Source organism: Azonexus sp. MM2026_4 (assembly GCF_055901855.1).
In genome coordinates this window covers 2498781-2518479 of record NZ_CM148380.1, presented here as the reverse complement: position 1 = coordinate 2518479, position 19699 = coordinate 2498781, and the positions used below count along the sequence as shown (strand labels likewise).

The following is a 19699-nucleotide window of genomic DNA, read 5'->3' as shown; positions in this document are numbered from 1 at the left end:
ATGAAATCGATATGAAATTCAGTCTGCGCCAGCTCGAAATCTTCGTCGCCATCGCTCGCAGCGAAAACGTCTCGCTCGCTGCCGGGCGGTTGGCGTTGTCGCAGTCGGCAGCGAGCAGCGCGTTGGTCGAGCTGGAGCGGGCCTACGACTGTCCGCTGTTCGACCGCGTCGGCAAGCGTCTGCACCTGAACAGCAGCGGCCGCGGCCTGCTGGCGCTGGCCGAGTCGCTGCTCGCCCAGGCCGGCGAGGTCGATGACTATCTCGGCGGCGGCCGTCCCGGACCGCTGGCGGTGGGGGCGACGCTGACCATCGGCAATTACCTGGCGACGCTGATCGTCGTCGATTACATGCGCCGCTATCCGGATTCGCCGGTCAGCCTGCAGGTGGCCAATTCGGAAACGGTCGCCGGCCGCCTGCTGCGGGGCGACTGCGACTTCGGCCTGATCGAGGGCGAAGTGGCGCATCCCGACCTGCTGGTCGAGCCCTGGCTGGCCGACGAACTGGTCGTCTTCTGCGCGCCGGGGCACGCGCTGGCCGGCAGCCCGGCGGTCGATACCGCGACCCTGGGCGAACAGTCCTGGGTCCTGCGCGAACCGGGGTCGGGCACGCGCAGCCAGTTCGACCGTTGCATCGGCAGCCGCCTGCCGGCGTTCCGGTTGGCGCTCGAACTCGAGCACACCGAGGCGATCAAGCGCGCCGTCGAATCCGGCATCGGCCTCGGCTGCCTGTCGCGGCTGGCGCTGCGCGAAGCCTTCCGGCGCGGCAGCCTGGTCGAACTGCCGACGCCGCAGTTCGACCTGCGCCGGCACTTCTACTTCGTCCGCCAGCGCAGCCGCCACCCCGGCCTCGCCGGCCGCCTGTTCCGCGAAGCCTGCCTGGCAGTCGGCGGCGGCGCCGGCGACACGGCGGGGTTGCAGTTGCCCTTCATTCCCTGAGCCGGCACGATGCCAAGTGGCGCGCCGTATTCCCTCGCGCCGGCGGTACGGCGGGCCGCGCCACTGCCGGCCTTGTTCCTTGGTGTAGAGTAGGCATCGGCTGCCGGCGCCGACCGGCATCGAGTCTTTCAACCGCGCGGTGCGCGTTCGTCAGGTGGTGCATGATGGAAATCTGGATTCTGGTCTTCCTGATTCTGGGCTGTGGCCTGCTCGCCATGGCGGAGATGGCGATCGGCGCCAGCCGCAACACCCATCTGGCGATCCGCGCCGAGCAGGGCAAGGCGGCAGCAGCGGTGGTCATCGGCTTCCGCCAGAACGCCAGCCGTCTGCTCGGCACGACGCAGCTCGGCATCACCGCGCTGGCGATGTTGTCTGGCGTCTATGGCGAGGCGCTCTGGGTGCCGCGTGTCGAAACCTGGTTGCACGGCCTCGGGCTGACGGCGGGGCCGGCCTATGCGCTGGCGCTCGCCCTGGTGGTGATCGTCATCACCTTCTTCTCGCTGGTTTTCGGCGAGGTGATTCCCAAGCGGCTGGCGCTGGCTCACCCGGAAGCCGTCGCCGAGGCGCTGTCCGGCCTGATCGCCTTCCTGATCCGCCTGACCCGGCCGCTGGTTTCGGTCGTCTCGAAAACCTCCGACTGGCTGCTGCAGTTCTTCCCGCTCAAGGGCTCGGCGGAAGCGACGGCGGCCGACGAGATCCGCTTCCTGATCGAAGCCGGGCGCAAGCACGGCGACCTCGATCAGACCGAAAGCGAAATCCTCGGCAACGTCTTCCGCCTCGACAACCGGAAGGTGGCGGCGATCATGACGCCCGCCGCCGACATTGCCTGCCTCGACCTGAGCGAATCGCACGAAGCCAATATCCAGCTGCTGCGCGAGCGCGCCGTGTCGCGCTACCTGGTCAGCAAGGGCGGGCTCGGCAACGCGCTGGGCTTTGTCAACAGCGGCGACCTATTGCGCGAACTGCTTTCCGAACGCGAACTCGACTTCGGCAAGCTGGCGTTGCAGCCCCTGCAGTACGTGCCGGGCAGCCTGTCGCTGATCGGTCTGCTCGAATTCTTCAAGGCCAACCGGACGCAGATCGCGCTGGTCTCCAACGAGTTCGGCGCCACCGAAGGCTTGGTCACGCTGTCCGACCTGATGGGCACGGTCGTCGGCGACGTCCTTTCCGGCGCCGTCGAGTCGCCGATGGCGGTGCAGCGCAACGACGGCAGCTGGTTGCTCGATGGCCTGCTGCCGATCGACGAGATGAAGCAGTTGCTCGATATCGGCGAGCTGCCGCAAGAAGAGCTGGGCAACTACCACACCGTCGGCGGCTTCGTGATCGTCCAGCTCGGGCGGATTCCCCGCAAGACCGAAGCCTTCGACTGGGGCGGCTGGCATTTCGAGGTCATGGACATGGAAAAGAACCGCGTCGACGAGGTGCTGGCGACCCGCCTGAGCGACTGAGTCCGGCAGCGTATAAGCAACGCAGTTTTTATTATTTTTGGCGCGGCTGGCGGGCGCTTAGAGTGTGCTCACTTATTTCAACCGAGGAAGTGAAGCATGAAGCACTCAGTCATCCGTCGCGCGCTGCTGGCCAGCGCGCTGTTCGCCGGGCTGGCCGGCGCTGGCCTCGCCCAGGCGCAGACCACGCTGCTCAACGTCTCCTACGACCCGACGCGCGAACTGTACGTCGAATTCAACAACGCCTTCGCCAAGCACTGGAAGGCGACGACCGGCCAGGACGTCTCGGTCAAGCAGTCGCACGGCGGTTCGGGCAAGCAGGGGCGGGCGGTGATCGACGGCCTGGAAGCCGACGTCGTCACCCTGGCGCTCGCCTACGACATCGACGAGATCGCCCAGGTGTCGAACCAGAAGCTGCTCCCCGCCAACTGGCAGAAGCGCCTGCCGCACAACAGTTCGCCCTACACCTCGACCATCGTCTTCCTGGTCAAGAAGGGCAACCCGAAGGGGATCAAGGACTGGGACGACCTGCTCAAGCCGGGCGTCGAAGTGATCACGCCGAACCCGAAGACTTCCGGCGGGGCGCGCTGGAACTACCTGGCCGCCTGGGGCTACGCGCTGAAGAAATACGGTAGCGAAGCCAAGGCCCAGGCCTTCGTCAAGGACCTGCTGCAGCACGTGCCGGTGCTCGATTCCGGTGCCCGCGGCTCGACCAACACCTTCGTCCAGCGCGGCATCGGCGACGTGCTGCTGGCCTGGGAGAACGAAGCCTTCCTGTCGATCAACGAACTCGGCCCGGACAAGTTCGAGATCGTCGTGCCGTCGGTCTCGATCCTCGCCGAGCCGCCGGTGACGGTGGTCAATGGCGTGACCGAGAAGCGCGGCACGACCAAGGTGGCGACCGCCTATCTCGAGTACCTGTATTCGGCCGAGGGCCAGAAGATCGCAGCCAAGAACTACTACCGCCCGATCAAGCCGGAACTCGCCGACAAGAAGGACCTGGCGCGCTTTCCCAAGCTCAACCTGATCAAGATCGATGAGCTTGGCGGTTGGCAAGCCGCCCAGAAGAAGCACTTTGCCGACGGCGGCACCTTCGACCAGGTGTACGGCAAGAAGTAAGTCGCCGGGGTGTCACCCTCCTGAAGCCGGCCGCGCCGATGGCGCGGGCCGGCTTTATCCGTTTTGTGGATAACGAAATCAGTTTTTCTTCGTTGGGCGGCGCTGTCGCTCTCCCTAGACTGCGCTCATCAATCACAAGAACGGAGCCCCCGATGATCCCCAAGCTCAAGACCACCCTGCTCGCGCTGTCCTGCCTGCTGGCCGGTGCGGTGCATGCCCAGAGCTCGCTGCTCAACGTTTCCTACGACGTCTCGCGCGAGCTGTACAAGGAAATCAACCCGGCCTTCGTCGCCGCCTGGAAGAAGCAGGGCGGGGCGGACGTCAGCATCAACCAGTCGCACGGCGGCTCGTCGAAGCAGGCCGGGGCGGTGATCGGCGGCCTGGAAGCCGACGTCATCACGATGAACCAGGCGCCGGACATCGACATCCTGGTCGAGCGCGGCGGCCTGGTCGCCGCCGACTGGCGCAAGCAGTTTCCGCACGAAGCGACGCCGTACACGACGACCACCGTCTTCCTGGTGCGCAAGGGCAATCCGAAGCAGATCAAGGACTGGGGCGACCTGACCCGCGCCGGCCTGCAGGTCATCGTGCCCAACCCGAAGACTTCCGGCAACGGCCGCTACACCTACCTCGCCGCCTGGGGTTACGCCCTCGACAAGAGCGGTTCCGACGCCGGCGCCAAGGACTTCGTCAGCAAGCTGTTCGCCAACGTGCCGGTGCTCGACGGCGGCGGTCGCGGCGCGACCACCACCTTCACCCAGCGCGATGTCGGCGACGTGCTGGTGACCTTCGAGAACGAAGCCATCCTGATCGCCCAGGAACTCGGTGCGAGCAAGTTCGACATCGTCTATCCGTCGCTGTCGATCGAGGCCGCGGCGCCGGTCGCCGTCGTCCACAAGGTGGCCGCCAAACGCGGCAGCGAGAAGCTGGCCAGGGCCTACCTCGACTTCCTGTTTTCGCCGGCCGGCCAGGAAATCATCGCCAAACACGACTTCCGGCCGCGCGACCCGGCGGTACTGAAGAAGCATGCCGCCAAGTACCCGGCGATCCGCACCTTTACCGTCGAACAGAAGCTCGGTGGCTGGGTTGCCGTGCAGAAGGCGCATTTCGCCGACGGCGCGCTCTACGACCAGATCGTCGCGAGGAAGTGATGGCCAGCGCCAAAACCTTCCGCGTCCTGCCGGGGTTCAACCTGACCCTCGGCTACACGCTCGGCTACCTGTCGCTGCTCATCCTGATCCCGCTCGCCGCCGTCTTCCTGAAGGCCTTCGAGCTGGACTGGGAGCGTTTCGTCGAGGTGGTGACGGCGCCGCAGGTGGTCGCCACCTACCAGCTATCGTTCGGGGCTTCGTTGATCGCCGCTTCGATCAACGCGGTATTCGGCCTGCTGCTCGCCTGGTCGCTGGTGCGTTACTCGTTTCCCGGCAAGAAGCTGGTCGATGCTCTGGTCAACCTGCCGTTCGCGCTGCCCACCGCCGTCGCCGGCATCGCGCTGACCGCGCTGTACGCGAAGAACGGCTGGCTTGGCCAGTACCTCGAACCGCTCGGCATCAAGGTCGCGTTCGGACCGCTGGGCGTACTGGTGGCGCTGATCTTCATCGGCCTGCCTTTCGTCGTGCGGACCGTGCAGCCGATCCTCGAAGACCTCGACACCGAACTCGAAGAAGCCGCCGCCAGTCTCGGCGCGCAACGCTGGCAGACCTTCCGCCACGTCATCCTGCCGATCCTGCTGCCGGCGCTGCTGACCGGCTTCGCGCTGGCCTTTGCGCGCGCCGTCGGTGAGTACGGCTCGGTCATCTTCATCGCCGGCAACCTGCCTTATGTTTCCGAGATCACGCCGCTGATGATCATTACCAAGCTCGAACAGTACGACTACCGCGGCGCGACGGCGATTGCGGCGGTGATGCTCGTGTTCTCCTTCATCCTGCTGTTGATCATCAACGGGCTGCAGGCGTGGACCGCCAAACGTACCGGGAGGGATCGGTAATGGCCGGCGCAACCACCATGCATCTGGGCGGCGATCATGCCCAGCGCTTCGAGAGCAAGGCAGCGACCAGCGAGACGCCGCTGGTCAAATGGACGATCCTGGCGCTGGCGCTCGGCTTCTTCGCCATTTTTCTGCTGATGCCATTGATCGCGGTCTTTGTCGAAGCCTTGCGCAAGGGCTGGGAAACCTACCTGACGGCGCTGGTCGATCCCGACGCCCTGTCGGCGATCAAGCTGACGCTGCTGGCGGCGGCGATCTCGGTGCCGCTCAACCTGGTCTTCGGCGTGGCCGCGGCCTGGGCGATCGCCAAGTTCGAGTTCCGCGGCAAGCAGTTCCTGATCACCCTGATCGATCTGCCGTTCTCGGTTTCGCCGGTCATCGCCGGTCTCGTCTTCGTGCTCGTCTTCGGCGCCCAGGGCTGGTTCGGCAGCTGGCTGTCCGACCACGACATCAAGATCATCTTCGCAGTGCCTGGCATCGTACTGGCTACCGTTTTCGTCACTTTCCCCTTCGTCGCCCGCGAACTGATCCCATTGATGCAGGCGCAAGGCAAGGAAGAGGAAGAGGCGGCCGTGGTCCTCGGTGCTAAAGGCTGGCAGGTGTTCTGGCACGTCACGCTGCCCAACATCAAGTGGGGGCTGATGTACGGGGTGATCCTGACCAATGCCCGGGCGATGGGCGAGTTCGGCGCGGTCAGCGTCGTTTCCGGCCACATCCGCGGGCAGACCAATACGCTGCCGCTGCACGTCGAAATTCTCTACAACGAATACCAGTTCTCGGCGGCCTTCGCCGTGGCTTCGCTGCTGGCGCTGCTGGCGCTGGTCACGCTGGTCATCAAGAACTGGGTCGAACATCAGGCCGCCCGGTCGTACCGGGACACCCAGGAATCCGCATCATGAGCATTCAAGTCAAGAACATCCACAAGCAGTTCGGCAGCTTCACCGCGCTCGACGACATCACCCTCGACTTCCCGACCGGCGAGCTGGTCGCCCTGCTGGGGCCCTCGGGCTGCGGCAAGACGACGCTGCTGCGCATCATCGCCGGGCTGGAACAGGCCGATGCCGGCCAGGTCCTGCTCGACGGCGACGATGCTTCCAGCACACATGTGCGCGAGCGCCAGGTCGGTTTCGTCTTCCAGCATTACGCGCTGTTCAAGCACATGACGGTGTTCGACAACGTCGCCTTCGGCATGCGCATGAAGCCGCGCGGCCAGCGGCCGTCGGCAGCGAAGATCAAGGAAAAGGTGCATGAGTTGCTCAATCTCGTCCAGCTCGACTGGCTGGCCGACCGCTTTCCGTCGCAGTTGTCCGGCGGCCAGCGCCAGCGCATCGCGCTGGCCCGGGCGCTGGCGGTGGAGCCGCGGGTGCTGCTGCTCGACGAGCCGTTCGGCGCGCTCGACGCCAAGGTGCGCAAGGAACTGCGGCGCTGGCTCCGGAAGCTGCACGACGAGCTGCACATCACCTCGATCTTCGTCACCCACGATCAGGAAGAAGCGCTCGAAGTCGCCGACCGCGTCGTCCTGATGGATCACGGCAAGGTCGAGCAGATCGGCACCCCGGAAGAAGTCTATCGCCACCCGGCGACGCCCTTCGTCTATGGTTTCCTCGGCTCGGTCAATCTCTTCCACGGCCGGGTCAACGGCGAATCGCTGCGCGTCGGCGACGACACGCTGGTCCATGAAGCGCACGATTTCGACCACGGCGCCGAGGTCGTCGCCTTCGCCCGGCCGCACGAGCTGGAGATCGACACCGATCCGGCGTCTACCGCCGGCATCGCCGCCCGCATCAACCGCATTCTTGCCTTTGGCGTCACCGCCCGGGTCGAACTCGATGGCATCAACGGCGCGAGCGGCCAGCACTTCGAAGTCGAGATCACGCGCCAGCGCGTACTCGAACTCGGCCTGCACGACGGCCAGGACGTCCGCTTGCTGCCGTCGCGCCTGAAGGTCTTCGGCAAGGCCGCCAGCGCCGGCTGAGCCGGGCGCGGCGCAGGCCGTATCGCGCTCGGCTGGTGGCGCTTACCGCAGGTCGAGGCGCTGGCCGAGTCTCCGCTCATCAGCGACCACGCAGGCCGCGCCTTCGCCACCGCCGACTTCACCGAGCGCACGCGGGCAGGGAGCGTCGCCGCGGCCGCCCGTCACTCGCAACAGGCGCCCAGCCGGCAACCGGTCGAGGGGGCGCTCCCGCTCCCGGGCAAGCCCGCGCCCCCGGCCAGCCCTACGCCCTTGCCGTCATCGAGAGGCGCTGCCCGGACCGCCCAAACCCCGGTGCCGGCGGTCGGCTGCGCGACGCTTCAGGCGGGGTTGTCCAGGAAGCACGGAAGCGGGTTTGGCCCGGATACGCGGTGCGCCTCGCTTCGTTCTGGAAGCCCGGTCATGTCGGGGAAATATGCGAAAAATGCTGGTTCGTTGTCGGCGCCGGATTTCGCGTAGGATGTCGCTACACCGTGCATGGTCATCAGCGTCTTTCGCTGATGCGTCCGCATGCGGAAAATCACTATCTGGATGAACCGATTGCCAGGGGGCTTGTTGTAAAAATGAAAACCATCTTTCTCGTCAACGATTCGGCAACCATCCTGTTGAGCATTTCCGGGATTCTCGCCAAGGCCGGCTATGCCACCGAGAAGGCGGCAAGTGGCGAGGAGGCGCTGCGCAAGCTGCAGGGCGGGATGAAGATCGATCTTCTGATCACCGATCTCAACATGCCGGGCATGAATGGCATCGACCTGATCAAGGAAGTACGCAAGCTGCCGGCCTACAAGTTCGTGCCCATCCTTTTCCTGACCACCGAATCGCAGCAGTCGCGCAAGATGGAAGCGAAGGCGGCCGGGGCCTCGGGCTGGATCGTCAAGCCGGCGACGGCGGACGAATTGCTCAACACGATCAAGTTGGTCGTCCGCTGATGAACCAGACCACCTTCATGTGGCGGGCATTGCTGGTCGCCAGCATGGTGGCGCTGGGGGCCGGCGGTACGGTCTACTTCTTTCACGACTGGTTTCACAAGGTGTTCGCGCCGGCCAGGCTGCCCGATACGCTGGGCACGATGTTCATCGTCTATTTCACCTTTGTCGCCCAGTACATCGTTTCCCGCGCTTTCTTCCGCGATTATTCGCTCGGCCTGAGCAATCTCGCCGACTCCAGCGCCAGCCATGAAGTCGTCTTCCGCCAGGTGGTCGAGGAGGTTTCGGGCGAACTGCAGCAGGTCGGCGACTTCAACGAAGTGGTGCGCGGCCAGTTGCAACGGGTCGTCGACGATACCGAGAAGGCGGCGTTCACCATCGTCAGCCAGTTGCAGACGATCGACGAGGTGGTCAGCAAGCTCGATCGTTTCGTTAGCCAGACGACGCAGGAAAATGTCGAGCTGGCCAGGGATTCCGAGGCGCGCATCGAGCAGAACCAGGGGGTCATCCAGCGCATGGAAGGCTATATCCGGCAGCGTCTGCAGGAGACCGAGCAGGATCAGCAGCGGGTGACGCAGGTGGTCCAGGAGGCGCGCTCGCTCGAATCGCTGGTGCAGTTGATCAAGCACGTCGCCGGCCAGACCAACCTGCTGGCGCTCAACGCCGCCATCGAGGCGGCCCGCGCCGGTGAGGCCGGACGGGGCTTTGCCGTGGTCGCCGACGAGGTGCGCAAGCTCTCGGGCGAGACCGAGACCGCCGTGGTCAAGATCAGCCGGGGGATCGCCGCCGTCGCGGAAAGTATCGAGGTGCAGTTCCAGGACAAGCTGTCCAACGTCAACCTGGCCAAGGAAAGGGAACTGCTCGATTTCTTCTCCGGTCAGCTACGCGCGCTGGGTCACAGTTACGAGGAACTGATGCGCCACGAGGCCGACGTGCTGGGGCAGATTCGCGACAGCAGCCGGCAACTGGCGGCGATGTTCATGGAAGCGCAGGCCAGCGTCCAGTTCCAGGATGTCAGTCGGCAGCAGATCGAGCAGGTGATGCAGGCGTTGTCCCGCCTCGACGGTCACGCCAGCCTGCTGGCGGATCGCTTGCGCGCCTTCGACGATCCCGCCTTCAAGTACGAGCCGATCGCCGAGCACCTGCAGGCGCTGTACAGCCGCTATGTCATGGAAAGCCAGCGCACCACCCACCAGAGTGCGCTGAAGCAGGAGTCGGCCGGCGCGGCGCCGGCAACTTCCCGCATCGAACTGTTCTAGGGAGGACGTGATGTCTGCCAAGCCCCCTCTCGTCGTCAGTCAGCCGCTGACCATCTACTATGCGCTCGAGCAGAAGCAGCAACTGCTCGACGCGCTGGCTGCCACCGACGAACTTGAACTGAACCTGTCGCAGGTGAGCGAGATGGATGCCGCCGGCCTGCAGTTGCTGGTCCTGCTGAAGAAGGAAGCGCTGCGGGCCGGCAAGCGGGTGCGTATCGTCGCCCACAGTCAGGCCGTCAGTTCGCTGATCGATTTCTGCAACATGGCCGCCGAGTTCGGCGACCCGTTGGTCATCCCGGCCCACGAAGCCGGCTGAGTCAAGGAAAACCAGCATGGATGAAATCACCAGCGTCTATCTCCAGGAAAGCCGCGAGCAGCTTGCCGACATGGAATCCTGCCTGCTCAGCCTGGAACAGAACCCGGACGATCCGGACAACATCAACGCCATCTTCCGCGCCGCGCATACGATCAAGGGCGGCGCCGGCGTCATCGAATGTCACTTCATCGAGGCGTTCACGCACCGCGTCGAGAACGTGCTCGATGCGCTGCGCAACGGCGCCCTGTCCGTGACCCCGGCGCTGACCACGCTGCTGCTCGGTTGCTGCGACCACATGCTCAGCCTGATCGAAGTGCTGGCGGCCGGCGAAACCGGGCCGGCCGGCGACCTGCAGACGCAGGGCGAGGCCCTGAGCGGGCAGCTGCAGGGTTTCCTCGACGGCATCGGCCAGCCTGGCGGAGCTGCAGCGGCGTCGGAACTGACCGTCGCCGACAGCACGGTCGAGGTCGAGAGCTCCGGCGGCGGTATCGTCCTCAACGACAGCTGGCACGTTTCGGTGCGTTTCGGCGAGAACGTCATGCGCGGCGGTATGGATCCCTTGTCCTTCATCCGCTATCTGGCGTCGCTGGGCGAAATCCTCAGCATCGAAACGATCACCGACGCGATTCCGGTCGCCGCCGAGATGGACCCGGAATCCTGCTACCTCGGTTTCGAGATTCGGTTGCAGACCCGCAGTTCGAAGGCCGACATCGAACGCGTCTTCGATTTCGTGCGCGACGAATGCGAGCTGCGCATCCTGCCACCGAACAGCCGGCTCTCCGAATACATCAAGCACATCCAGGAACTGCCGGAAGACAGCATGCGCCTGGGCGAAATGCTGGTGCGCTGCGGCGCGCTGACCCAGGCCGAGCTCGAGCAGGGACTGAGCCAGCAGAAGCGCGCCAGTGCTGACGAGGGCGCCCCACCCCCGCCCTTGGGCGAAATCCTGGTCGACCACAAGGTGATCAGCCAGGAAGTCGTCGAGGCGGCCGTCGTCAAGCAGGCGCAGGTCAGCGACAGGAAAGCCAGGGAAGCTCGCCTGGTCCGGGTTCAGGCCGACAAGCTCGACCAGTTGATCGACCTCGTCGGCGAGCTGGTGATCGCCGGTGCTTCGGCCAACCTGCTGGCGCAGAAGAGCCGGCAGAGTGGCCTGGTCGAGGCGACCTCGGTGCTGTCACGGCTCGTCGAGAACATCCGCGACGCGGCGCTGCAACTGCGCATGGTGCAGATCGGCGACACCTTCAACCGCTTCCAGCGCGTCGTGCGCGACGTCTCGAAGGAACTGGACAAGGAAATCGAACTGCAGATCAGCGGCGCCGAGACCGAACTGGACAAGACGGTGGTCGAGAAGATCGGCGACCCGCTGATGCACCTGGTGCGCAATTCGCTGGATCACGGCATCGAGCCGCCCGCGCTGCGCCTCGAACGCGGCAAGCCGGCCTGCGGCCGGGTCTCGCTTAACGCCTATCACGACTCGGGCAGCATCGTCATCGAGATCGCCGACGACGGCGGCGGTCTGAACAAGGAAAAGATCACCGCCAAGGCGATCGCGCGCGGCCTGATCCAGCCCGGCGAAACGCTGTCCGAGCACGAAGTGGTCAACCTGATCTTCGAACCCGGCTTCTCGACCGTGGACAAGGTGTCCAATCTGTCCGGGCGCGGCGTCGGCATGGACGTCGTGCGGCGCAACATCCAGGCGCTGCGCGGCACCGTCGATGTCGCCTCGGTCGACGGCCAGGGGGCGACCTTCACCATCCGCCTGCCGCTGACCCTGGCCATCATCGACGGCTTCCTGGTCGGCGTGAACAAGGCGGCCTACGTGATTCCGCTCGATACCGTCGTCGAGTGCATCGAACTGAAGAACCTGCAGTCCGACCGCAACTTCATGAACTTGCGCGGCGAGGCGCTGCCCTTCATCCGCCTGCGCGAACTGTTCGATATTCCGGGCAGCGCGCCGCCGCGCGAGAACATCGTCGTCGTCCAGTTCGCCGGGCAGCGCGCCGGCATCGTCGTCGACCAGTTGATGGGCGAGTTCCAGACGGTGATCAAGCCGCTCGGCGCGATGTTCCGGCATCTGCGGGGGATCGGCGGCTCGACCATCCTGGGCAGCGGCGACGTCGCGTTGATCCTCGATGTCGCCGCGCTGGTGCAGGCGGTGACGCAGAGCGAACAGAACCGATTCTCCGAAAGGCTCCAGGCAGTACCGGCAGCGCTTTCCAACAACCCATTCTCACAACATTAATTACGGGGTGCTCAAATGTTCAAGAATCTGAAAATCGGCGTCCGGCTTGGTCTGGGCTTTGGCTTTGTCCTGATTCTGCTGGTCAGCATATCGACCATTGCCGTCCTCCGCGTCGGGGCGCTCAACGATGAAATCGCCAACATGCTGCATGACAAGTTCCCGAAGACGGTACTTGCCAACGACGTCATCGACCAGGTCAACCTGGTAGCCCGTGCGCTGCGCAACGCCGTCCTGCAGAGCAAACCGGAAGAGGTCGAGAGGGAATTGCAGCGTATTAACGAAGCGAGCAAGATCATCACCGACCGTCTGGAAAAACTCGACAAGACCATCCTCTCGGACGATGGACGACGGGTCCTGAATGCCGTCAGCGAGGCGCGCAAGGTCTATGTCGTCGAGCTGAACAAGGCGCGCGAGCTGATCGTGGCCGGCAAGCGCGAAGAAGTGACGGCCCTGCTCTTTGGCTCGCTGCGCAAGGCGCAGACGGAGTATATGGATGCGGTCAACAAGCTGATCGATTTCCAGAGCGAACTGATGGAAGAGGCCGGCAAGCAGGCGGCCGAGCAGGCGCAAAGCGCCCGGAACCTGATCCTCGGCTTCGCCGCCAGCGCCATCCTGCTCGCCCTCGGCTTTGCCTGGTGGGTGACCCGCTCGATCACCACGCCGATCAACCGGGCGGTCGAAGCGGCCGGTCGCTTGGCCGAAGGTGACCTGACGGTCAAGCTGGAAAGCGACAGCAAGGACGAAGTCGGTCAGTTGCTGAACGCGATGCAGAACATGATCGGCAAGCTGACGCAGATCATCGGCGAAGTGCGCACCGCCGCCGACAACCTGACCAGCGCCGCCGGCCAGGTGTCGGCCACCGCCCAGTCGCTGTCGCAATCGTCGAGCGAGCAGGCAGCGTCGGTCGAGGAAACCACGTCGTCGATGGAGCAGATGACCGCATCCATCTCGCAGAACACCGAGAACGCCAAGGTCACCGACGGCATGGCCTCGAAGGCCGCCGCCGAGGCCGCCGAAGGCGGCACGGCGGTGAGCCAGACGGTCGAGGACATGAAGAGCATCGCCAGCAAGATCGGCATCATCGACGACATCGCCTACCAGACCAACCTGCTGGCCTTGAACGCCGCCATCGAGGCGGCGCGCGCCGGCGATCACGGCAAGGGCTTCGCGGTGGTGGCCGCCGAAGTGCGCAAGCTGGCCGAACGCTCGCAGATCGCCGCCCAGGAAATCGGCGACCTCGCCTCGTCGTCGGTCAAGCAGGCCGAACGCGCCGGCACCCTGCTCACCGAGATGGTGCCGACCATCCGCAAGACTTCCGACCTGGTCCAGGAAATCGCCGCCGCCTCCGCCGAGCAATCGTCGGGGGTCGCCCAGATCAACGGCGCCATGGGCCAGTTGAACCAGGCCACGCAGCAGAATGCCTCGGCCTCCGAGGAACTGGCGGCGACCGCCGAGGAACTCGGTTCGCAAGCCGAACAACTGCAGCAGACGATGACCTTCTTCCGCCTTGCCGACAGCGGTGTCGCCGCCGCCCGCAGCTTTGCCCCGCCGGCCCGTGCCGGTGGCCGCCCGGCGGCTGCGCGCAGCCACGCCGTGCAGGTCAACGCGGGCGATTTCGAGCGTTACTGAGGAAGCGCCATGGGACAAGTCGTGCACCACAAAGGCTCAGCCGTCGCCGCCAATCGCGGCGCGGCGCCGGCCCAATACCTGACCTTCCTGCTCGGCGGCGAGATGTTCGGCGTCGGCATCCTCAACGTCAAGGAAATCATCGAGTTCGGCAGCATCACCGAGATTCCGATGATGCCGGCCTTCATCCGCGGCGTCATCAACCTGCGCGGCGCCGTCGTCCCGGTCATCGACCTGGCGGCGCGCTTCGGCGGCAAGGTCACCGAGGTCGGACGCCGCACCTGCATCGTCATCATCGAGGTACCGGACGAGGAAAGTCGTCACGATATCGGCGTCATCGTCGATGCCGTTTCCGAGGTGCTGGAGATTCCCGGCAGCGAGATCGAGCCGCCGCCGTCATTCGGCGCCCGCATCCGTGCCGAGTTCATTCAGGGCATGGGCAAGGTGGCCGGCAAGTTCGTCATCCTGCTCGACATCACCCGGGTGCTTTCGGTCGAGGAGATCGCCATGCTGACCGGGGTCGAAGCGGGCGCCGGCGAAGCGGCGGGCGAGGGCTGAGCCGCCACCGCCACCTGGGCGCCGCCTGAACGATGGACCCCAGCCAGCTTTCCACCCAGGAGATCGAACGCCTGGCCCGGGTCATCCACCCCGGCGCCTGGGCGATCGAACCCGAACGGCCGTTGTCCACGCTGCTCGGCTCCTGCGTCGCCGTCTGCCTGTTCGATCCGCAGGCGCGGGTCGGCGGGCTCAACCACTTCATGCTGCCGAACATCCGGCGGGGCAGTCACGACGACGTCGACACCCTGCTCTCCGGCGCCTACGCCATGGAGTCGCTGCTCAACGCGCTGCTCCTGCGCGGCGCCAAGAAAGTCCGCCTGCAGGCCAAGGCCTTCGGCGGCGGCACCATCATCAATGCCGAGGGGGCGGCGATGAACATCGGCCAGCGCAACGCCGAGTTCGCCAAGGAATGGCTGGCGCGCGAAGGCATCCCGCTGCTCGCCGCCGATTTCCTCGGCCCCTGGTCGCGCAAGCTGTTGTTCCTGCCGGCCAGCGGCGACGCCTACTGCCGGCGCATGGTGACCAACATGGCGACGGCCGAGACGATCGCCCGCGAAGAGCGCAGCTACGCCGAGACGCTGCTGCAGCAGACGAAAACCACCGACAAGAAGATCGAGCTGTTCTGATGGCCGAACCCAGTCCCATCACCGATCAGGAATTCGCGCTGTTCCAGCGCCTGATCTACAAGATTGCCGGCATCAGCCTGAGCGAGGCCAAGCAGACCCTGCTCGTCGGCCGCCTGACGCGGCGCCTGAAGGCCTACGCCTTCACCAGCTTCAGCCAGTACTACCGGATGCTGGCGAGCGGCGAGCATGCGGAAGAACTGCAGACCATGGTGGACCTGCTGACCACCAACGAAACCTATTTCTTCCGCGAACCGAAGCACTTCGAATTCCTGCGCGAGCGGGTCCTGTCACAGCGCAACAGTGCGGCACCGTTCCGGGTGTGGAGCGCCGCCTGTTCGAGCGGCGAGGAGGTCTACACGCTGGCCATGGCGCTCGCCGAGGCGCTGGGCGACAAAGCCTGGGAAATCGTCGGCTCCGACATCAGCACCCAGGTCCTGGCCAAGGCGGCCGGCGGCCACTACTCGCTGGCGAGGACGGAAGGCATTCCGCCCGGTTTCATGAAGAAATACTGCCTGCGCGGCGTCCGCTCGCAGGCCGGGACTTTCCTGATCGCGCCGGAGTTGCGCCAGCGCACGCGTTTCTACCAGATCAACCTGATGCACCCGGTCGAAGCCGAGATCGGCGATTTCGAGGTGATCTTCCTGCGCAACGTGATGATCTACTTCGACCCGCCGACCAAGACCCGCGTCGTGCATAACCTGCTGCCCCGGCTGAAATCCGGCGGTTACCTGGTGATCGGCCATTCGGAAACGCTCAACGGCATCACCGACCGCGTCCAGGCCGTGTTGCCGACCATCTATCGCAAGCCATGAAGGATCTGCCCGAGCCGCTGCGCGAAGTCGTCCTCAGCCCCGGCGAATTCCATTTCGGCGGCGGCAGAACGCGCATCTCGACCCTGCTCGGCTCCTGCGTTTCGATCACCCTCTGGCATCCGCGCCAGCGTATCGGCGGCATGTGCCACTTCATGCTGAGCGGCCGCCAGCGGCCGGCCGCCGCGCCGCTCGACGGCCGTTACGCCGACGAGGCCGTTGCGCTTTTCCTCGAACGCGTCGCCGCCGCCGGCACCCAGCCCAGCGCCTACCAGGCCAAGCTGTTCGGCGGCGCCAACATGCTGCGCGACCTGGCCGGCGAGAACATCGACATCGGCCGCCGCAACGTTGCCCGTGCCAGAGAGCTGCTGGCGGCGCACAATATCGCATTGCTGTCCGAGCACGTCGGCGGCAGCGGACGCCGCAAGCTGCACTTCGATTTGTGGAGCGGCGATGTCTGGCTGGCTTTCCCGGACGGCAGCGATGCCCGTATCAGGAAGGCTTCCGCCGATGTGAATACGCCCCAGGAGAAATGACACCATGGATGTCGAACGCGCATTGCAAACCATCGTTGCCGAGGCCGAGCGGGGGCGCATGGTGTTTCCCACCCATGCCGAGCTGGCGCTGAGCGTCAAGCGCCTGCTCGACGATCCCGAGTGCGCGATCGAGCCGCTGACCCGGCTGATCGGCGCCGAGCCGTTGCTCGCCAGTCGCGTCGTGGCGATGGCCAATTCGGTGGTCTACAACCGTTCCGGCCGGCGCAGTGCCGACCTGCGCGGCGCCGTCTCGCGCCTCGGTTTCAATACCCTGCGCACGCTGGCGATGGCGATCGTCGTCGGCCAGATGGCGAACATGGTCCACGAGCCGGCGCACCGCGCGCTGGCTGCCCGGCTCTGGGAGCATTCGGTGCATGTCGCCGCGCTCGCCCGCGTGATCGCCAGCCGCGTCACCCGCCAGGACCCGGAAACGGCCTTTTTCGCCGGTGTCGTCCATGAGATCGGCGGTTTCTACCTGATCGCCCGCGCCGCCGCCTTTCCCGGACTGCTCGAAAGCGACCTGGCGGCCTGGGTCGGCGAACGCGAGGCGCAGGTCGGCCGTTTCGTGCTGCGCGCCCTCGATGTTCCGGAAAACGTGCTGAACGCGCTGGAAATCCTGTGGAGCGGTTACCTGGCGATGCCGGCGGCGTCGCTCGGCGACACCCTGTTGCTCGCCGATTACCTTTCGCCCGTCGAATCTCCGCTGGCCGAGCTTTCCGGCATGGGGCGCCGGGGGATGGCGACGGATATCGAACAGCAGGTCGATGGCGCCGCCCTCAGTGCCATCCTCGCCGATTCGGCGGACGAAGTCGCTGCCCTGATCGCCGCCCTCAAGGGTTGAGCCGCGCCTTTGCGCCATCGGCAACGGCTTCCCATTTGCGTAATTTGCCGAGAGGGAAACACGAAGGTGAAAACCCCCTAGGGAAAACCATTGCGCCGGATTATTACCTTAGTTATAGTGGTTTGCACCCAGTCCACCCTCGACGGTTGACGGGACAAGGCGGCACCGCTGCCAATCAAAACAAGACAATTCGTGATGCGGGGTAAGTCAATGGTTCCAGGCAACTTCAGCAGCGACACGTAGCGCCCCGGCGCGGCAAGCGCAGCGTCCGTGAAGCCTTCCCGACGTCACGCGCCGTCCGCCACCGACAAAGACCCGAATTGCCCCGGCGTGCCATGCCCATGAGCACCCGGACGGGCTCTGTCGCGCCGCGCACGGCAGGTCTTCCCGCTTTCCCGACGCTGTCCATGGCTTTTCCGCGTCTCCTCATCGTGCCCAGTTCGCCGGGCGAGGGTGCTGGGGCGAGCGAAAATCTCGGGTGTTGAATAATATATTTGACACTATTGTTATAGATAGTATTATGTTGATGTTGTTTTGCGTTGCTCACCCCGCAACGTTTTTATTTTTGTGCAACCGAGGAAATGGACCATGAGGCAGGACTCCGCATCGCTCGCCCCGCTAGGCCGTCCGCGCGCCGTAGACCTCTGGCCGATCGCCGTCAGCGGTGGGCTCGGCATCATTGCCATGGCACCGGATACGCCGGGAGCGGTGGCGATCGCCGGCGGCTTCCTGCTGGCCTGTCTCGGGCTCGGCTGGTATGCGCTGTACCGTCAGGCGCGGGCGCATGCCGCGCAATGCGCGGCGGCTTGCGACAGTTGTCGTGAGGAAACGGCGCGTTTGCAGCCGCAAGGGCTGAACGGTCTCGACCGGCTCTGTCTCGACCTGCTGCCGATCTGGTCCGGGCAGGTCGAAACCGCCCGCACCCATACCGAGGAAGCGGCGGTGTCGTTGAGCACGCGCTTTGCCGATATCTCGCAACGCCTGCAGCAGGCCACCGCCAGCAGTGAAGCTGCCGCCGGCGACGGCAACCTGCTGCAACTGCTCAATTCGGCGCAGGACGAACTGCATGCGATCATCGACTCGCTGCGCACCGCGCTTGGCACCAAGGAAAGCCTGCTCACCGAGGTCGGCGCGCTGGCCAGTCACACCGATACGCTGAGCCGGATGGCCAGGGAAGTCGCCGAGATCGCCAAGCAGACCAATCTGCTGGCGCTCAATGCCGCCATCGAGGCCGCCCGCGCCGGTGAAGTCGGCCGCGGTTTCGCGGTGGTCGCCGACGAAGTGCGCAAGCTGTCGACGCTCTCCGGCGACACCGGGATGAAGATCAGCCGCACCGTCGATACGGTCAACCACGCGATCGCCGAGGCGCAGCGGGTTTCCCGCCAGTACGCCGAGCAGGACGAAGCGCTGGTCAATCATTCCGGCGCCGTCATCGAGAGCGTCGTCGAGCGCTTCAGCGGCGCGGCGACTGCCCTTTCCCAGTCGTCCGCCGCGCTGCGCCAGCAGAACCAGGAGGTCGCCGAGGAAGTGGCCGAAGTCCTGGTCGCCCTGCAGTTCCAGGATCGCGTCAGCCAGATGCTCGGTCACGTCAGCTCGGACATCGGCAAGCTGCATGCGCACATCGGCGACAGCCGGCAGACCGTTGCCCAGGGCGGTTCGATCGACGCCGAGCAATGGCTGAGCGAACTGTCGCAAACCTACACCACGCCGGAGCAGCACGCGGTCCACCGCGGTGGCGCTGCGCGCCGGGCGCCGGACGAATCCGGCATCACCTTCTTCTGACAGGAGACACTCATGGCCAAAACCATCCTCATCGTCGACGATTCGGCATCGCTGCGCCAGGTCGTCGCCATCGCCCTCAAGGCCGCCGGCTACGACGTGCTCGAAGCCTGCGACGGCAAGGACGCGCTGGGCAAGCTCGACGGGCGCAAGATCCACCTGATCATCAGCGACGTGAACATGCCGAACATGGACGGCATCAGCTTCGTCAAGGCGGCCAAGCAACTGCCGGCCTACAAGTTCACGCCGGTGATCATGCTCACCACCGAAGCCGGTGCCGACAAGAAGGCCGCCGGTCAGGCCGCCGGCGCCAAGGCCTGGGTGGTCAAGCCCTTCGTGCCGGCGCAGATGCTGGCCGCCGTTTCCAAGCTGATCCTGCCCTGAGCCGGGAGCGCACCATGACTGCCGAAGCCGCAACTTCTCCCGCCCTGAACATCGTCGGCGAATTCACGATCTTCACCGCGCAGGACTGCAAGGAACAGTTGCTGGCGCTGATCGCCGCCACCCCGGACGGCGCTGGCGGCGAGGTCGATCTTTCCGGCGTCACCGAGATCGACAGCGCCGGTCTCCAGCTGATGCTGATGGCCAAGCGCGAGGCGGCCATCCTCGGCAAGGAAGTGCGTTTCGTCCGGCACAGCGATCCGGTACTCGAACTGATCGACCTGTGCGCCCTGGCCGGCCAGTTCGGCGATCCCCTGCTGATTCGTTCCCCCGTGTGAGCGC

At 65.3% G+C, this 19699-nt stretch carries 20 protein-coding genes; all 20 read left to right on the top strand.

The features are described 5' to 3' along the window. Positions 1-11 precede the first annotated feature (11 nt). Complete coding sequence (locus AC0KWY_RS11870; protein WP_474025702.1) at positions 12-935, top strand: LysR family transcriptional regulator; 924 nt, start codon at positions 12-14, stop codon at positions 933-935. 164 nt (positions 936-1099) lie between these two features. Next, positions 1100-2383 (top strand): hemolysin family protein, encoded by a 1284-nt coding sequence (locus AC0KWY_RS11865; protein WP_474025701.1) that lies wholly within the window; start codon positions 1100-1102, stop codon positions 2381-2383. Between the two features lie 96 nt (positions 2384-2479). Further along, the gene (locus AC0KWY_RS11860; RefSeq protein ID WP_474025700.1) at positions 2480-3499 is read left to right on the top strand and encodes a sulfate ABC transporter substrate-binding protein; all 1020 of its coding nucleotides are present in this window, start codon (positions 2480-2482) and stop codon (positions 3497-3499) included. A gap of 152 nt (positions 3500-3651) precedes the next feature. Beyond that, positions 3652-4650, top strand: coding sequence for a sulfate ABC transporter substrate-binding protein (locus tag AC0KWY_RS11855; RefSeq protein WP_474025699.1), 999 nt, complete (start codon positions 3652-3654; stop codon positions 4648-4650). Then, positions 4650-5486: a sulfate ABC transporter permease subunit CysT gene (cysT, locus tag AC0KWY_RS11850; protein ID WP_474025698.1), complete on the top strand. Its 837-nt coding sequence runs from the start codon at positions 4650-4652 to the stop codon at positions 5484-5486. Before AC0KWY_RS11855 ends, cysT begins: the two co-directional genes overlap by 1 nt. Beyond that, positions 5486-6385, top strand: a complete 900-nt coding sequence (gene cysW / locus AC0KWY_RS11845) for a sulfate ABC transporter permease subunit CysW (protein ID WP_474025697.1) — start codon at positions 5486-5488, stop codon at positions 6383-6385. Before cysT ends, cysW begins: the two co-directional genes overlap by 1 nt. Next, complete coding sequence (locus tag AC0KWY_RS11840) at positions 6382-7461, top strand: sulfate/molybdate ABC transporter ATP-binding protein (protein ID WP_474025696.1); 1080 nt, start codon at positions 6382-6384, stop codon at positions 7459-7461. Before cysW ends, AC0KWY_RS11840 begins: the two co-directional genes overlap by 4 nt. Positions 7462-8021: 560 nt before the next feature. Continuing rightward, positions 8022-8387, top strand: a complete 366-nt coding sequence (locus AC0KWY_RS11835; protein ID WP_474025695.1) for a response regulator — start codon at positions 8022-8024, stop codon at positions 8385-8387. Next, positions 8387-9643 carry a methyl-accepting chemotaxis protein gene (locus AC0KWY_RS11830; protein WP_474025694.1) on the top strand — a complete coding sequence of 419 codons (1257 nt, stop codon included), beginning with the start codon at positions 8387-8389 and terminating at the stop codon, positions 9641-9643. The genes AC0KWY_RS11835 and AC0KWY_RS11830 overlap by 1 nt, the downstream gene beginning before the upstream one ends. A gap of 10 nt (positions 9644-9653) precedes the next feature. Beyond that, the gene (locus tag AC0KWY_RS11825) at positions 9654-9959 is read left to right on the top strand and encodes an STAS domain-containing protein (protein WP_474025693.1); all 306 of its coding nucleotides are present in this window, start codon (positions 9654-9656) and stop codon (positions 9957-9959) included. 16 nt (positions 9960-9975) lie between these two features. Continuing rightward, a complete protein-coding gene (locus tag AC0KWY_RS11820; protein ID WP_474025692.1) occupies positions 9976-12201 on the top strand; it encodes a chemotaxis protein CheA in 2226 nt (741 codons plus the stop codon). Between the two features lie 15 nt (positions 12202-12216). Continuing rightward, entirely contained in the window at positions 12217-13830 is a 1614-nt protein-coding gene (locus AC0KWY_RS11815; RefSeq protein ID WP_474025691.1) for a methyl-accepting chemotaxis protein, read from the top strand. 9 nt (positions 13831-13839) lie between these two features. Then, on the top strand, positions 13840-14385 hold the full coding sequence (locus tag AC0KWY_RS11810; RefSeq protein ID WP_474025690.1) for a chemotaxis protein CheW: 546 nt from the start codon (positions 13840-13842) through the stop codon (positions 14383-14385). A 32-nt stretch (positions 14386-14417) separates the two neighbouring features. Beyond that, positions 14418-15011, top strand: coding sequence for a chemotaxis protein CheD (locus AC0KWY_RS11805; protein WP_474025689.1), 594 nt, complete (start codon positions 14418-14420; stop codon positions 15009-15011). Then, positions 15011-15823: a CheR family methyltransferase gene (locus AC0KWY_RS11800; RefSeq protein WP_474025688.1), complete on the top strand. Its 813-nt coding sequence runs from the start codon at positions 15011-15013 to the stop codon at positions 15821-15823. The genes AC0KWY_RS11805 and AC0KWY_RS11800 overlap by 1 nt, the downstream gene beginning before the upstream one ends. Then, entirely contained in the window at positions 15820-16356 is a 537-nt protein-coding gene (locus AC0KWY_RS11795) for a chemotaxis protein CheD (RefSeq protein WP_474025687.1), read from the top strand. Before AC0KWY_RS11800 ends, AC0KWY_RS11795 begins: the two co-directional genes overlap by 4 nt. Positions 16357-16360: 4 nt before the next feature. Continuing rightward, complete coding sequence (locus AC0KWY_RS11790; protein ID WP_474025686.1) at positions 16361-17197, top strand: HDOD domain-containing protein; 837 nt, start codon at positions 16361-16363, stop codon at positions 17195-17197. 588 nt (positions 17198-17785) lie between these two features. Then, entirely contained in the window at positions 17786-18979 is a 1194-nt protein-coding gene (locus AC0KWY_RS11785) for a methyl-accepting chemotaxis protein (protein WP_474025685.1), read from the top strand. Between the two features lie 12 nt (positions 18980-18991). Next, entirely contained in the window at positions 18992-19360 is a 369-nt protein-coding gene (locus AC0KWY_RS11780; protein ID WP_416691645.1) for a response regulator, read from the top strand. A 14-nt stretch (positions 19361-19374) separates the two neighbouring features. Continuing rightward, on the top strand, positions 19375-19695 hold the full coding sequence (locus AC0KWY_RS11775; RefSeq protein WP_474025684.1) for an STAS domain-containing protein: 321 nt from the start codon (positions 19375-19377) through the stop codon (positions 19693-19695). The last annotated feature ends 4 nt before the right edge of the window (positions 19696-19699 follow it).

Excerpts from the sequence above, each read along its gene's own strand:
- AC0KWY_RS11870 (WP_474025702.1), top strand. The coding sequence starts at position 12 with ATGAAATTCAGTCTGCGCCAGCTCGAAATCTTCGTCGCCATCGCTCGC.
- AC0KWY_RS11865 (WP_474025701.1), top strand. The coding sequence starts at position 1,100 with ATGGAAATCTGGATTCTGGTCTTCCTGATTCTGGGCTGTGGCCTGCTC.
- AC0KWY_RS11860 (WP_474025700.1), top strand. The coding sequence starts at position 2,480 with ATGAAGCACTCAGTCATCCGTCGCGCGCTGCTGGCCAGCGCGCTGTTC.
- AC0KWY_RS11855 (WP_474025699.1), top strand. The coding sequence starts at position 3,652 with ATGATCCCCAAGCTCAAGACCACCCTGCTCGCGCTGTCCTGCCTGCTG.
- cysT (WP_474025698.1), top strand. The coding sequence starts at position 4,650 with ATGGCCAGCGCCAAAACCTTCCGCGTCCTGCCGGGGTTCAACCTGACC.
- cysW (WP_474025697.1), top strand. The coding sequence starts at position 5,486 with ATGGCCGGCGCAACCACCATGCATCTGGGCGGCGATCATGCCCAGCGC.
- AC0KWY_RS11840 (WP_474025696.1), top strand. The coding sequence starts at position 6,382 with ATGAGCATTCAAGTCAAGAACATCCACAAGCAGTTCGGCAGCTTCACC.
- AC0KWY_RS11835 (WP_474025695.1), top strand. The coding sequence starts at position 8,022 with ATGAAAACCATCTTTCTCGTCAACGATTCGGCAACCATCCTGTTGAGC.
- AC0KWY_RS11830 (WP_474025694.1), top strand. The coding sequence starts at position 8,387 with ATGAACCAGACCACCTTCATGTGGCGGGCATTGCTGGTCGCCAGCATG.
- AC0KWY_RS11825 (WP_474025693.1), top strand. The coding sequence starts at position 9,654 with ATGTCTGCCAAGCCCCCTCTCGTCGTCAGTCAGCCGCTGACCATCTAC.
- AC0KWY_RS11820 (WP_474025692.1), top strand. The coding sequence starts at position 9,976 with ATGGATGAAATCACCAGCGTCTATCTCCAGGAAAGCCGCGAGCAGCTT.
- AC0KWY_RS11815 (WP_474025691.1), top strand. The coding sequence starts at position 12,217 with ATGTTCAAGAATCTGAAAATCGGCGTCCGGCTTGGTCTGGGCTTTGGC.
- AC0KWY_RS11810 (WP_474025690.1), top strand. The coding sequence starts at position 13,840 with ATGGGACAAGTCGTGCACCACAAAGGCTCAGCCGTCGCCGCCAATCGC.
- AC0KWY_RS11805 (WP_474025689.1), top strand. The coding sequence starts at position 14,418 with ATGGACCCCAGCCAGCTTTCCACCCAGGAGATCGAACGCCTGGCCCGG.
- AC0KWY_RS11800 (WP_474025688.1), top strand. The coding sequence starts at position 15,011 with ATGGCCGAACCCAGTCCCATCACCGATCAGGAATTCGCGCTGTTCCAG.
- AC0KWY_RS11795 (WP_474025687.1), top strand. The coding sequence starts at position 15,820 with ATGAAGGATCTGCCCGAGCCGCTGCGCGAAGTCGTCCTCAGCCCCGGC.
- AC0KWY_RS11790 (WP_474025686.1), top strand. The coding sequence starts at position 16,361 with ATGGATGTCGAACGCGCATTGCAAACCATCGTTGCCGAGGCCGAGCGG.
- AC0KWY_RS11785 (WP_474025685.1), top strand. The coding sequence starts at position 17,786 with ATGAGGCAGGACTCCGCATCGCTCGCCCCGCTAGGCCGTCCGCGCGCC.
- AC0KWY_RS11780 (WP_416691645.1), top strand. The coding sequence starts at position 18,992 with ATGGCCAAAACCATCCTCATCGTCGACGATTCGGCATCGCTGCGCCAG.
- AC0KWY_RS11775 (WP_474025684.1), top strand. The coding sequence starts at position 19,375 with ATGACTGCCGAAGCCGCAACTTCTCCCGCCCTGAACATCGTCGGCGAA.